We start from the raw sequence: 15,223 nt of genomic DNA, 5'->3' as shown, positions 1-15,223 counted from the left end.
GTCGCGTGGGCGCGGGTGCTCGGCTCGGTGAGCGGTCGGGACGACGTCGTGTTCGGCACGGTGCTGTTCGGCCGGATGAACGCCGGTGCGGGTGCGGACAGGGTCGCGGGTCTCTACCTGAACACGCTGCCGGTGCGGGTGAGGACCGGTGAACTGGGTGCGCTGGAGGCCGTGTTGGCCATGCGCGGCCAGCTGGCCGAGCTGCTGGAGAACGAGCACGCCTCGCTGGCCCTGGCCCAGCAGGCCAGCGGCCTCCCGGGCAACACCCCCGTGTTTACCTCGTTGATCAACTACCGCCACAACACCGGTGCGGAGAACGAGAAGCAGGGCTACGCCCGCCCCGAGGGCATGCGTGTGCTCTCCTCCCGTGAGCGCACCAACTACCCGCTGGGCCTCTCCGTGGACGACCACGGCGGCGACGCGATGTCGCTCGCGGTCGACGCGGTCGCCCCCATCCACCCCGAGGCCGTCGGCCTGCTGATGCGCACCGCCGTCGAAGGGCTGGTGCCCCTGGTCGAGAAGGCCCTCGACGGCGGACCCGATGCGGCACTCCGCACCGTCCGGGTACTCGCCCCGGAGGACCGGCACCGGGTGCTGGTGGAGTGGAACGAGACGTCGGTGGGGGTCGGTTCGGCGGCGGTGCCGGAGCTCTTCGCGGCGCAGGTGGCGCGGGATCCGGGTGCGGTGGCGGTGGTGTCCGAGGGCACCGAGCTGACCTACGGCGAGCTGGACGTCCGGGCGAACCGCCTGGCCCGCTTCCTGGCGGGCCGTGGTGTGGGTCCGGAGTCGGTGGTGGGGGTCTGCCTGGAGCGTGGTGCCGAGCTGTTGGTGGCGGTGCTGGGTGTTCTGAAGGCGGGTGGCGCCTATATGACGATCGACCCGGAGTATCCGGCGCAGCGGGTGGCGTACATGCTGGAGGACGCGGAGCCGGTCGTGGTGCTGGCCTCCGCGGGGACGGCCTCGGTCGTGCCGGGCCCCGTGGTGCTGGTGGACGCGCCGGAAACGCTGGCGGAGCTGGCCGGTCTCGACGGTGGCCGGCCGGATGCGGTGGTGCGGGCGCAGGGCGCCGCGTACGTGATCTACACCTCCGGCTCGACCGGACGGCCCAAGGGCGTACTGGTGTCGCACGCGGGTGTGGCGAGCCTGGTGGCGGGTCAGGTCCGTGACCTGGGATTCGGTGCCGGCTCGCGGGTCGGTCAGTACGGGTCGGTGGGTTTCGACGGGTTCGCGTGGGAGTGGCTCGGCGCCTTGCTGACCGGTGCGACTCTGGTGGTCGTCCCGTCCGAGCGGCGGTTGGGTGAGGATCTGCCGCGCTTCCTGGGGGAGCGGGGGGTGACGCATGTGGCGTTGCCGCCGGCGGTGTTGGCGACGCTCGACGAGGGTTCGATCGGCGGGGACGTCGTCCTGGTGACGAGTGGTGAGGCGATCTCGCGTGAGGTGATGGCGCGTTGGTCGCGTGGTCGCCGGTTGTTCAACTCCTTCGGTCCGGCCGAGACGACGGTGGATGCGACGGTGTGGCGTTGTGACCCGGAGGCCGACGAGGTGTTGGTCGGTTCGCCGGTGGTCAACACGCGGGTGTTCGTGCTGGACGAGTTCCTGGCGCCGGTGCCGGTGGGTGTTGCGGGTGAGTTGTACGTCGCGGGCGCCGGTCTGGCGCGCGGCTACCTGGGCCGTCCGGGTCTGACGGCGGGGCGGTTCGTGGCGAATCCGTTCGGGGCTGCGGGCGAGCGGCTGTACCGCACGGGCGACCGGGCGCGCTGGACGGCGGACGGGCAACTGGTGTTCGCCGGCCGCACCGACGACCAGGTGAAGATCCGGGGCTTCCGGATCGAGCCGGGCGAGGTGGAGGGTGTCCTCGCCTCACACCCGCAGGTCGCGCAGGTCGCGGTGGTCGTGCGTGAAGACGAGCCGGGCGATCGGCGCCTGGTGGCCTACGTGGTCTCCGGCGGGGCGGTCACGGGTCTGTCCGAGTCGCTGGTTCGTGTGGCGGCGGAGCGGCTGCCCTCGTACATGGTGCCGTCGGCGGTGGTGGTGCTGGACGCTCTGCCGTTGACGGTGAACGGGAAGTTGGACCGTGGGGCGCTGCCTGCTCCGGCGTTCGCGACGGGTGGTGGCCGTGGCCCGGCGAACGCCCGTGAGGAGGTCGTCTGCGCGGCGTTCGCCGAGGTCCTCGGCCTGGAGGGCGTCGGCGTGGACGACGACTTCTTCCGGCTCGGCGGGCACTCGCTGCTCGCCGTCCGCCTGGTCGAGGTGCTGCGCAGGCTCGGTGTGTCGGTGTCGGTGCGGGCCCTGTTCCAGACGCCGACTCCGGCGGGGCTGGCCGCGTCGGCGGGTGCCGGCCGGGTGGTGGACGTCCCGGCGAACCTGATCCCGGCCGACGCCGTCGAGATCACCCCGGACATGCTCCCCATGGTGGAGCTGACCGCCGACGAGATCGAGCGGATCGCCGCCACCGTCGAGGGTGGCGCCGCGAACATCGCCGACGTGTATCTGCTGGCGCCGCTGCAGGAGGGGTTGGTCTTCCACCACCTGCTGGCGGACGGCGGCGACGACGCCTACGTGACGCCGCTGGTGTTCGAGCTGGAGTCCCGTGAGCTGCTGGACGCGTTCACCGGTGCCCTGCAGCAGGTGGTGGACCGGCACGACATCTTCCGCACCTCGCTCGTGTGGGAGGGGCTGCGCGAGCCGGTGCAGGTGGTCTGGCGCCGGGCGCCGCTGTCCGTCGAGGAGGTGGTCCTGGACGTGGAGGGCACCGACCCGGTGGAGCGGCTGCTGGCCGTCGGCGGTTCGTCGATGGACCTGGGCCGGGCGCCGCTGCTCACGCTGCACGTGGCGGCGCTGCCGGACGGCGCGCACTGGCTGATGCTGCTCAAGGTGCACCACGCCGTCCAGGACCACACGGCGATGGAGGTCGTGCTCGCCGAGGTGCAGGCCTTCCTGACCGGCCGGGGCGAGTCCCTGCCCACGCCGGTGCCGTTCCGCAGCTTCGTCGCGCAGGCGCGTGGCGGGGTGGCGCAGGAGGAGCACGAGCGCTACTTCACCGGGCTGCTCGGCGACGTGGACGAGCCGACCGCGCCGTTCGGCCTGGTCGACGTCCGCGGTGACGGCGCGGACGCGGTCCGCCTGCGGGTGCCCTTCGCGTCCGAGCTGCACGACCGGGTGCGCGAGGTCGCGCGCCGTATGAGCACGAGCGCGGCGACCGTCCTGCACGTCGCCTGGGCGCGGACCCTCGCCGCCGTCTCGGGGCGCTCCGACGTGGTGTTCGGCACCGTGCTGTTCGGCCGGATGAACGCCGGCACGGCCGCGGACCGGATCCCCGGCCCCTTCATCAACACCCTTCCCGTGCGGGTGAGGACCGGTGAGCCGGGCGCGCTGGAGGCCGTGTCGGCGATGCGCGGGCAGCTGGCCGAGCTGCTGGAGCACGAGCACGCCTCGCTCGCCCTGGCCCAGCGGGCCGGCGGGCTGTCCGGCGACACACCGCTGTTCACCGCGCTGTTCAACTACCGCCACAACCCGGGCGGTTCCGAGCGGGAGCGGGACGACCGCAACCGCGGGTTCGAGGGCTTCGAGGCGAAGTACTCGCGCGAGCGCACCAACTACCCCCTCGCGGTGTCCGTGGACGACGACGGCGAGTCGATCGTTCTGGTTGTGGACGCGGTGGCCGCCGTCGACGGCGAGGCCGTCGGACGGCTGGTGCGTACCGTCACCGCGAACCTCGTCACCGCACTGGAGACCGCCCTGGACGGCGGCCCCGAACAGCCGCTCGCCACGGTGCCCGTCCTCGATGCCGTGGAGCGTCGTCGGGTGTTGGTGGAGTGGAACGAAACGGCTGTGGAGGTCGGGTCGGGGACGGTGCCGGAGTTGTTCGCGGTGCAGGTGGCGCGGACGCCGGATGCCGTGGCTGTGGTGGCGGACGGTGTGGAGCTGTCGTACGGCGAGTTGGACGTGCGGTCGAACCGTCTGGCCCGCTTCCTGGCTGGTCGTGGTGTGGGTCCGGAGTCGGTGGTGGGGGTCTGTCTGGAGCGTGGTGCCGAGCTGTTGGTGGCGGTGCTGGGTGTTCTGAAGGCGGGTGGCGCCTATATGACGGTCGATCCGGAGTATCCGGCGCAGCGTGTGGCGTACATGGTGGAGGACGCGGAGCCGCAGGTCCTGCTGGCCTCGGCCGGTACGCGGGCGTTGGTGCCGGGTGCGGTGCTGCTGGACGACCCGGAGGTCGTGGCCGCGCTGGCCGGCCTGGACGGTGGCCCGTTCGCCGGGCCGGGGCCGGTCCTCGCCAACCCCGCGTACGTGATCTACACGTCCGGCTCGACCGGACGGCCCAAGGGCGTGGTGGTGTCGCACGCGGGCGCCGCGAGCATGACGGCGGGCCACGCCCGGATCCTCGGCGTCGGCGCCGGCCACCGGATCGGCCAGTTCGCCTCGGTGGGCTTCGACGCCTTCGCGTGGGAGTGGTTCATGGCCCTGCTGACCGGCGCGACCCTGGTGGTCGTCCCGCCGGAGCAGCGGACCGGCGCTCCGCTGGCGCGGCTGCTGGCCGAGCAGGCCGTGACCCATGTGACGCTGCCCCCGGCGGTGCTGGCGACGCTCGACGAGGGCTCGGTCGCCGAGGACCTCGTGCTGGTGACGGCAGGGGAGGCGCTGCCGCCCGAGGTGATGGCGCACTGGTCGCGCGGCCGACGGGTGTTCAACGCCTACGGTCCGGCCGAGACGACGGTGGACGCCACGGTCTGGCGCTGCGACCCGGAGGCCGACGAGGTGCTGATCGGTTCACCGGTGGTCAACACGCGGGTGTTCGTGCTGGACGAGTTCCTGGCGCCGGTGCCGGTGGGCGTGGCCGGGGAGCTGTACGTCGCGGGCGCCGGTCTGGCGCGCGGCTACCTGGGCCGTCCCGGTCTGACGGCGGAGCGGTTCGTGGCGAACCCGTTCGGCGACGCGGGCGAGCGGCTGTACCGCACGGGCGACCGGGCGCGCTGGACGGCGGACGGGCAACTGGTGTTCGCCGGCCGCACCGACGACCAGGTGAAGATCCGGGGCTTCCGGATCGAGCCGGGCGAGATCGAGAGCGTGCTGGCCTCACACCCGCAGGTCGCCCAGGTCGCGGTGATCGCCCGGGAGGACGAGCCCGGAGAGGTGCGACTGGTGGCCTACGTGGTGCCGGACTGCGCCGACGGGGTGCCGCAGCTCCCCTCCCTGGTCCGCGAGTTCGCCGCCGAGCGGCTGCCCGGGTACATGGTCCCCTCCGCGGTGGTGGTGGTGCCGGAAGCCCTGCCGCTGACGGTGAACGGCAAGCTGGACCGGGCCGCCCTGCCCGCCCCCGCGTACACGACCGGCGCCGGCCGGGGCCCGGCCACGCTCCAGGAGGAGCTGCTCTGCGGGGCCTTCGCGCAGGTGCTCGGCCTGGAGGCCGTGGGCGTCGACGACGACTTCTTCGCCCTCGGCGGCCATTCCCTGCTCGCCACCCGACTGGTCGGCCGGGTGCGGACGCTGCTCGGCGTCGAGGTGCCGCTGCGCACGCTCTTCGAGGCGCCCACGGTGGCCGGGCTCGGTGCCCGCCTCGCCGGCGCCGGCACCGCGCGCACCGCGCCGACCGCCGCCGCGCGACCGGAGCGCCTGCCGCTGTCCTACGCGCAGCGCCGGCTCTGGTTCATCGACCAGCTGGAGGGCCCGAGCGCCACCTACAACGTCCCGGTCGCGCTGCGCCTGACCGGCGCGGTGGACCGCGCGGCGCTGAACGCGGCGCTGCGCGACGTCATCGGCCGCCACGAGGTGCTGCGCACCGTGTACGCGGCCGCCGAGGGCGAGCCGTACCAGCGCATCCTGCCGCTCGACGAGCTGGCCTGGGAGCTGGCGGTCGCCGAGGTGGCCCCGGCCGAGCTGGACGCCGCCGTCGCCGGGGCGGCGGGGTACGCCTTCGACCTCGCCGCGGAGGCACCGATCCGGGCCTGGCTGTTCGACGCGGGGCCGGAGCAGCAGGTCCTGGTCGTGACCGTGCACCACATCGCCGGGGACGGCTGGTCCATGACCCCGCTGGCGGCCGACCTCTCGCACGCCTACGCGGCACGCTGCGCGGGCCGGGCGCCGGAGTGGGCGCCGCTGCCCGTGCAGTACGCCGACTACGCGCTGTGGCAGCGGGAGCTGCTCGGCGACGAGCGGGACCCGAAGAGCCTGTTCTCCCGGCAGACGGCCCACTGGCGCGACGCGCTCGCCGGCGCGCCGGAGGAGCTGGACCTGCCGTTCGACCACCCGCGCCCGCCGGTCGCCTCCCACCGCGGCCACCAGGTGCCGCTGGCGGTGCCGGCCGAGGTGCACACCGCGCTCGCCGAGCTGGCCCGGGCAGAGGGCGTGACCCCGTTCATGCTGCTGCAGTCCGCGCTGGCGGTCCTGCTCGCCCGGCTGGGGGCCGGCACCGATCTCCCGATCGGTGTGGCGAACGCGGGCCGCACGGACGCCGTGCTGGACGACCTGGTCGGCTTCTTCGTCAACACCCTGGTGCTGCGGGCCGACCTGTCGGGCGACCCGGCGTTCACCGAGGTGCTGCGGCGGGTGCGCGAGGCCGGTCTGTCGGCCTTCGAGCACCAGGACGTGCCGTTCGAGAAGCTGGTCGAGGAGCTGGCGCCGGTCCGTTCGACGGCGGTCCAGCCCCTGTTCCAGGTGCTGCTCACGCTGCAGAACAACGCGCGGGCGGTCGTCGACCTGCCGGGGACGGAGGCCGTCGGCACGGCGCCGGGGCTCTCGGTCTCGAAGTTCGACCTGGAGGTGGCGGCGACCGAGGTGTTCGACGACGAGGGCCGTCCGGCCGGGATCCGGGGCGCGGTGATCGTCGCCGCGGACCTGTTCACCCGGGAGACGGCCGAGCGCCTCGCCGAGCGCCTCGTGCTGGTGCTGGGTGCGCTGGCCGCCGACCCGCGGCAGCGGGTGAGCGCGGTCGAGGTCCTGGACGCCGTGGAGCGTCGTCGGGTGTTGGTGGAGTGGAACGAAACGGCTGTGGAGGTCGGGTCGGGGACGGTGCCGGAGTTGTTCGCGGTGCAGGTGGCGCGGGATCCGGACGCGGTGGCTGTGGTGGCGGACGGTGTGGAGCTGTCGTACGGCGAGTTGGACGTGCGGTCGAACCGTCTGGCGCGGTACTTGGCTGGTCGTGGTGTGGGTCCGGAGTCGGTGGTGGGGGTCTGTCTGGAGCGTGGTGCCGAGCTGTTGGTGGCGGTGCTGGGTGTTCTGAAGGCGGGTGGCGCCTATATGACGGTCGATCCGGAGTATCCGGCGCAGCGTGTGGCGTACATGGTGGAGGACGCGGAGCCGCAGGTTCTGCTGGCCTCGGCCGGTACGCGGGCGTTGGTGCCGGGTGCGGTGCTGCTGGACGACCCGGAGGTGGTGGCCGCGCTGGCCGGTCTGGACGGTGGCCCGTTCACGGGGCCGGGGCCGGTCCTCGCCAACCCCGCGTACGTGATCTACACGTCCGGCTCGACCGGACGGCCCAAGGGCGTGGTGGTGTCGCACGCGGGTGTGGCGAGCCTGGTGGCGGGTCAGGTCCGCGACCTGGGCGTGGGTGCCGGCTCGCGGGTCGGTCAGTACGGGTCGGTGGGCTTCGACGCCTTCGCGTGGGACTGGTTCATGGCCCTGCTGACGGGTGCGGCGCTGGTGGTGGTTCCGTCGGAGCGGCGGGTGGGTTCGGCGCTGCCGTCGTTCCTCGCGGAGTCGGCGGTGACACACGTGGCGTTGCCGCAGGCGGTGCTGGCGACCCTGGACGAGGGGTCGATCGGCCCGGACGTGGTGCTGGTGACGGGTGGCGAGGCGTTGGCGCCGGAGGTGATGGCGCGCTGGTCGCGTGGTCACCGGCTGTTCAACTCCTTCGGTCCGGCCGAGACGACGGTGGACGCGACGGTGTGGCGTTGCGACCCGGAGGCGAGGGAGGTGGCGATCGGTTCGCCGGTGGTCAACACGCGGGTGTTCGTGCTGGACGGGTTCCTCGCGCCGGTGCCGGTGGGTGTTGCGGGTGAGTTGTACGTCGCGGGCGCCGGTCTGGCGCGCGGCTACCTGGGCCGTCCGGGTCTGACGGCGGAGCGGTTCGTGGCGAATCCGTTCGGGGCTGCGGGCGAGCGGCTCTACCGCACGGGCGACCGGGCGCGCTGGACGGCGGACGGGCAACTGGTGTTCGCCGGCCGCACCGACGACCAGGTGAAGATCCGGGGCTTCCGGATCGAGCCGGGCGAGATCGAGAGCGTGCTGACCTCGTACCCGCAGGTCGCCCAGGCGGCGGTGGTCGTGCGCGAGGACGAGCCGGGTGACAAGCGCCTGGTGGCCTACGCGGTCGCCGCCGAGGGCGCGCACCACGACCTGCCCGGGCTGCTCACGGGCCTGGCCGCCGAGCGGCTGCCGGAGTACATGGTGCCCTCGGCGGTGGTCGTGCTGGACGCGCTGCCGCTGACGATCAACGGGAAGCTCGACCGTGGGGCGCTGCCTGCCCCGGTGTACGCGACGGGTGCGGGCCGTGGCCCGGCGAACGCCCGTGAGGAGGTCGTCTGCGCGGCGTTCGCCGAGGTCCTCGGCCTGGAGGGCGTCGGCGTGGACGACGACTTCTTCCGGCTCGGCGGACACTCGCTGCTCGCCGTCCGCCTGGTCGAGGTGCTGCGCGGTCACGGCGTGTCCGTCTCGGTGCGGGCCCTGTTCGGCACGCCGACCCCGGCGGGGCTGGCCGCGTCGGCGGGTGCCGGCCGGGTGGTGGACGTCCCGGCGAACCTGATCCCCGCCGACGCCGTCGAGATCGCCCCGGACATGCTCCTCATGGTGGAGCTCTCGGACCAGGAACTCGCCACCGTGGTGGCGGCCGTTCCCGGCGGAGCCGCGAACGTCGCGGACGTCTACCCGCTCGCCCCCCTCCAGGAGGGCCTGCTCTTCCACCACCTGCTGGCGGACGGCGGCGACGACGCCTACGTGACCCCGCTGGTGTTCGAGCTGGAGTCCCGTGAGCTGCTGGACGCGTTCACCGGTGCCCTGCAGCAGGTGGTGGACCGGCACGACATCTTCCGCACCTCGCTCGTGTGGGAGGGGCTGCGCGAGCCGGTGCAGGTGGTCTGGCGCCGGGCGCCGCTCTCCGTCGAGGAGGTGGTCCTGGACGCCGACGGCACCGACCCGGTGGAGCGGCTGCTGGCCGCCGGAGGTTCCTCGATGGACCTGGGCCGGGCGCCGCTGCTCACGCTGCACGTGGCGGCGCTGCCGGACGGCGCGCACTGGCTGATGCTGCTCAAGGTGCACCACGCCGTCCAGGACCACACCGCCCTGGAGGTCGTGCTCGCCGAGGTGCAGGCCTTCCTCACCGGCCGGGGCGAGTCCCTGCCCACGCCGGTGCCGTTCCGCAGCTTCGTCGCGCAGGCGCGCAGCGGGGTGGCGCAGGAGGAGCACGAACGCTACTTCACCGGGCTGCTCGGCGACGTGGACGAGCCGACCGCGCCGTTCGGCCTGATCGACGCCCACGGCGACGGCGCGGACGCCGTCCGCCTGCGGGTGCCCTTCGCGCCCGAGCTGCACGACCGGGTGCGCGAGGTCGCGCGCCGTATGAGCACGAGCGCCGCGACCGTCCTGCACGTCGCCTACGCACGGACCCTCGCCGCCGTCTCGGGCCGCTCCGACGTCGTGTTCGGCACCGTGCTGTTCGGCCGGATGAACGCCGGCGCGGGCTCGGCGAACACGCCGGGGCCGTTCATCAACACCCTTCCGGTGCGGGTGAGGACCGGTGAGCCGGGCGCGCTGGAGGCCGTGTCGGCGATGCGCGGCCAGTTGGCCGAGCTGCTGGAGCACGAGCACGCCTCGCTCGCCCTGGCCCAGCGGGCCAGCGGAGTCGGCGGTGACGTGCCTCTGTTCACCGCACTGCTCAACTACCGCCACAACCCCGGCGGTTCCGAGCGCGAGCGGGACGACCGCAACCGCGGATTCGAGGGCTTCGAGCCGCGGTTCGCCCAGGAGCGGACCAACTACCCGCTCGTGGTGGCGGTCGACGACGACGGCGAGTCGATCCACCTGACCGTGGACGCGGTGGCCGCCGTCGACGGCGAGGCCGTCGCACGGCTCATGTGCACCGCCGCCGAGAACCTGGTCGCCGCACTGGAGACCGCCCTGGACGGCGGCCCCGAACAGGCGCTCGCCGCGGTGCGCGTGCTCGGCGACGGCGACCTGCACCGGCTGATCGACGAGTGGAACGACACCGGGGACGCGTCCGAAGGCGCCTCGGTGCCCGAACTGTTCGCCGCACAGGCCGCGCGCACGCCGGACGCCGTCGCCGTGGTGTCCGAGGGCACCGAACTGACGTACGCCGAGCTGGACGCCCGGGCGAACCGCCTGGCCCGCCACCTGGCGGGCCGCGGCGTCGGCCCGGAGTCGGTGGTCGCGGTGGTCCTGGACCGCGGCGTCGACCTGGTCGTCGCCCTGCTCGCGGTGCTGAAGGCCGGCGGGGCCTACCTGCCGGTGGACCCGGAGTACCCGGCGGACCGGATCGCCTACACGATCGGCGACGCCGGCACCGCCCTCGTGCTGACCACGAGCGGACCGTCCGGGGTGCTGTCCGGCCTCGGAGCTCCGGTCGTGGCCCTCGACGACCCCGCCGTGGCGGCGGAGCTGGCGCGGCTGTCCCCGGACGCCCCGCCCGCCGCACCGCTGCCCGAGCACCCGGCGTACCTGATCTACACCTCCGGCTCGACGGGTCGGCCCAAGGGCGTCGTGGTCCCGCACGGCGCGCTCGCCGCGCACCTGGGCGGTGTGGGGGAGCGGGTGCGGCTGACGGGCGGCGACCGGCTGGTGGCGGTGACCACGGTGTCCTTCGACATCGCGGCGCTGGAGCTGTTCCTGCCGCTGGTGTCGGGCGCGTCCGTCGCGGTCGCCTCCCGCGAGGCGGTCCGGGACCCGGCCGCCCTCACCCGGCTGGTGGTCTCCTCTGGAGCGACGGTGGTGCAGGGCGTGCCGTCGCTGTGGCGGGCCCTGCTGGACGTGGACGGCTGGCCGGCCGGGGTGTGGGCGCTGGTCGGCGGCGAGGCGCTGCCGCCCGAACTGGCCCAGCGCTTCACCGAGCTCGGCATCGAGGCGGTGAACCTGTACGGGCCGACCGAGGCGACCGTGTGGGCGACGTCCGCCGAGGTGGCCGCCGGCCCGGTGCTGGTGGGGCGTCCGTTCGCCGGAGTGCGCGGGTACGTCCTGGACGCCCGGATGCAGCCGGCGCCGGCCGGTGTGGCGGGCGAACTGTACCTGGCGGGTGAGCAGTTGGCGCGCGGCTACGCGGGCCGTCCCGGCCTGACGGCGGAGCGGTTCGTCGCCTCGCCGTACGGGGCGGGGGCGCGGATGTACCGCACCGGCGACCTCGCGCGCTGGACGGCGGACGGGCAGCTGGAGTGCCTGGGCCGCGCCGACGACCAGGTGAAGGTCCGCGGCTTCCGGATCGAGCCCGGCGAGATCGAGGCCGTGCTCACCGGCCACGACAGGGTGGCCCGGGCCGTCGTGGTGGTCCGCGAGGACAAGCCCGGCGACCAGCGGCTGGTGGCGTACGTGGTGCCCGCCGGGGACGGCGGGGAAGAGGCCGAGGGGCTCGCGCAGGCACTCCGCCCGGCGGTCCAGGAGCAGCTGCCCGCGTACATGGTGCCGTCGGCGGTCGTGGTGCTGGACGCCCTGCCGCTGACCGCCAACGGCAAGCTCGACCGCAAGGCGCTGCCCGCCCCCGAGTACGGCGCGGGTGCGGGCCGGGCGCCGGCGAACCGCCAGGAGGAGCTCCTGTGCCGGGCGTTCGCCGAGGTCCTGGGCCTCGACGCCGTGGGGGTGGACGACGACTTCTTCGCCCTCGGCGGCCACTCCCTGCTCGCCACCCGACTCATCAGCCAGATCAGGGCGCTGCTGCGGATCGACGTCTCGCTGCGCGCGCTGTACCGGACGCCGACGGTCGCCGGACTCGCCCGGCAGCTCGGAACACAGAAGACAGCCAGGCCAGCACTGCGGCCGATGCGCAACACCGAGGAGCACTGATGATCCCTCTGTCCTTTGCCCAGCGTCGGCTCTGGTTCATCGGCCAGCTGGACGGCCCCAGCCCGGCCTACAACATCCCGATCGTGCGGCGGCTGTCCGGCGAGCTGGACCCGGTGGCGATGAACGCGGCACTGCGCGACGTCATCGGCCGGCACGAGGTGCTGCGTACGGTGTTCCCGACCCAGAACGGCGAGCCCTACCAGCTCATCCACAAGCTCGACGAGCTGGAGTGGGAGCTGGCGGCGGTCCAGGTGGCGCCGGAGGAGCTGGACGCCGCCGTGTCCGGGGCCGCGCGGCACCTCTTCGACCTGGCGTCCGACGTACCGATCCGGGCGTCGGTCTTCTCCACCGCGCCGGACGAGCACGTCCTGGCGGTGGTGGTGCACCACATCGCCGGTGACGGCTGGTCGATGGGCCCGCTGGCCCGGGACGTCTCCGTGGCGTACGCGGCCCGTTGCGCGGGGCGGGCGCCGGAGTGGGAGCCGCTGCCGGTGCAGTACGCGGACTACGCGCTGTGGCAGCGCGAGCTGCTGGGCGACGCCGACGATCCGGACAGCCTGATGTCCCGCCAGCTCGGCTACTGGCGGGACGCCCTGGCGGGTGCGCCGGAGGAGCTGGCGCTGCCCGTCGACCGCCCGCGACCGGCGGCGGCCTCCCACCGCAGCCTCGCCGCGACGGTGGAGGTCCCCGCCGAGGTGCACGCCAAGCTCGCCGAGCTGGCCCGGGCGGAGGGCGTGAGCCTGTTCGTGGTGCTGCAGTCGGCGTTGGCGGTGCTGCTGTCCCGCCTCGGAGCGGGGACCGACATCCCGATCGGCACCGTCGTCGCCGGCCGCACCGACGTGGCACTGGACGACCTGGTCGGCTTCTTCGTCAACAGCCTGGTGCTGCGGACGGACCTGTCGGGCGACCCGAGCTTCCGTGAACTGCTGGCCCAGGGGCACGAGACGGCCCTGTCGGCCTTCGAGCACCAGGACGTGCCGTTCGAGAAGCTGGTCGAGGAGCTTGCGCCGGCGCGTGTGATCGGCCGCCACCCGCTGTTCCAGACGATGTTCACCATGCAGAACAACGCGCAGGCCGTGCTCGACCTGCCGGGCGCGGGCGTCAGCGGGGTGGAGACCGGAACCGACTCCGTGGCGCGGTTCGACCTGGACGTGCTGCTGGGCGAGCTGTTCGATGCGCAGGGTGCGCCGGCGGGCGTGTCCGGCTCGGTGGTCGGTGCGGCGGACCTGTTCGAGGCGGAGTCGGTCGGGCGGTTGGCGCGGCGTCTGGTGCGGGTGCTGGAGCTGGTGGCCGGTGATCCGGGTCTGCGGTTGAGCGCGGTGGACGTGCTGGACGCGGACGAGCGCCGACGGGTACTCGTCGACTGGAACGACACCTCGGCCGAGTTCGGTTCGGTGCTGGTGCCGGAGCTGTTCGCGGCGCAGGTGGTGCGGACGCCGGACGCGGTGGCGGTGGTCGCGGACGGTGTGGAGGTGTCGTTCGCGGAGTTGGACGTGCGGGCGAATCGTCTGGCGCGGTATCTGGTGGGTCAGGGTGTCGGTGCGGAGTCGGTGGTGGGTGTGTGCCTGCCGCGTGGCGTCGAGGCTGTGACGGCGATCCTGGCGGTGTGGAAGGCGGGGGCGGCGTTCCTGCCGGTCGATCCGGAGTATCCGGCGGAGCGGATCTCGTTCATGCTCGCGGACAGCGGTGCGGTGCTGACGCTGACCGATGAGGAGACGCTGGATGAACTTCCGGCCGGGCGGAACCGGTTGGTGGCCGTGGACGGCACGCTCACGGCGATGCAGCTGGCCGCCGAGCCCGCGACGGCTCCGGAAGCGTCGGTGTCCGCGGATGGTCTGGCGTATGTGATCTACACGTCGGGTTCGACGGGTCGGCCGAAGGGTGTGGCGGTTCCGCACGGCGCGCTGGCCAACTACGTCCTGTGGGCGGCGGGTTCGTACCGGACGGAGGGTGGTGCGCCGTTGCACTCCTCGCTGGCGTTCGACCTGACGGTGACGAGTGTGGTGGTGCCGCTGATCTCGGGTGCGCCGGTGGTGGTGAGCCGCGCAGGCGGTGCGGAGGGTCTGGCGGAGCTGGTGCGGGGCCGTGGCGGGTTCGGTCTGGTGAAGGCCGTTCCGGCGCATCTCCCGTTGCTGTCCGAGCTGTTGACGGATGATCGGCTGAAGGATGCGGCGGCCACGTGGGTGGTGGGTGGTGAGGCGCTGCCGGGTTCGGTGGTGCGGAGCCTGCTGGAGCGCGCTCCTGGGTCCGTGGTGGTGAACGAGTACGGTCCGACGGAGGCGACGGTCGGTTGTGCGGTGTTCGAGGTGCGGGCCGGGGACGAGGTCGGTGACTCGGTGCCGGTCGGGCGTCCGGTCGCCAACACCCGCCTGTACGTGCTGGACGGGTCGCTTCGTCCGGTGGCGCCGGGTGTGGCGGGCGAGTTGTATATCGCTGGTGCGCAGTTGGCGCGCGGTTACGTCAAGCGTCCCGGTCTGACGGCGGAGCGTTTCGTGGCGAACCCGTTCGAGCCGGGTGCCCGGATGTACCGCTCGGGGGACGTCGCGCGGTGGCGTGCGGATGGCCAGTTGGAGTTCCTGGGTCGTGCGGACGAGCAGGTGAAGGTCCGTGGCTTCCGGATCGAGCCGGGCGAGGTGCAGGCCGTGGTGGTTGCGCATCCGCAGGTGGCGCAGGCGGCGGTGGTCGCCCGCGAGGACGTGCCGGGCGACGTGCGCCTGGTGGCCTACGTCGTCGCCGACGATCCGGACGACGACCTGGACGCCCTGCCCGCTCAGCTGAGGGCTTTCGTCGAGGGCCGGTTGCCGGAATACATGGTTCCGTCCGCCGTGGTGGTTCTGGATGCGCTTCCGCTGACCGGGAACGGGAAGCTGGACCGCAAGGCCCTGCCGGCTCCGGACCGCGCGGCGGGTGCGGGTGCGGGCCGGGCGCCGGCGAACGCGCGCGAGGAGGCGCTGTGCCAGGCCTTCGCGGAGGTGTTGGGGCTGGCGAAGGTCGGTGTCGACGACGACTTCTTCGAGCTCGGCGGGCACTCGCTGCTGGCGGTCCAGTTGGTGGAGGTGCTGCGCAGGCTGGGTGTGTCGGTGTCGGTGCGGGCGCTGTTCGACAGTCCGACGCCGGCCGGTCTGGCGGCTTCGGCGGGTGTGGCGCAGGTCGTCGTCCCGGCGAACCTGATCCCGGCCGACGCGGTCGAGATCACGCCGGAGATGCTCCCGCTGGTCGACCTCTC

At 73.5% G+C, this 15,223-nt stretch carries 2 protein-coding genes; both read left to right on the top strand.

Annotated features, from left to right (window positions below; translation table 11 throughout):
- Positions 1-15: 15 nt before the first annotated feature.
- Positions 16-11,997 carry a non-ribosomal peptide synthetase gene (locus AC067J_RS43315; RefSeq protein ID WP_478308382.1) on the top strand — a complete coding sequence of 3,994 codons (11,982 nt, stop codon included), beginning with the start codon at positions 16-18 and terminating at the stop codon, positions 11,995-11,997.
- Positions 11,997-15,223 (top strand): non-ribosomal peptide synthetase (locus AC067J_RS43310; RefSeq protein WP_478308381.1); only part of this gene is annotated, 3,227 nt, incomplete at its 3' end. The genes AC067J_RS43315 and AC067J_RS43310, both read left to right, overlap by 1 nt.

Source organism: Kitasatospora sp. NPDC042419, assembly GCF_056437345.1.
The sequence above is the reverse complement of the archived record's forward strand: the minus strand, read 5'-3'. Positions and strand labels throughout refer to the sequence as shown.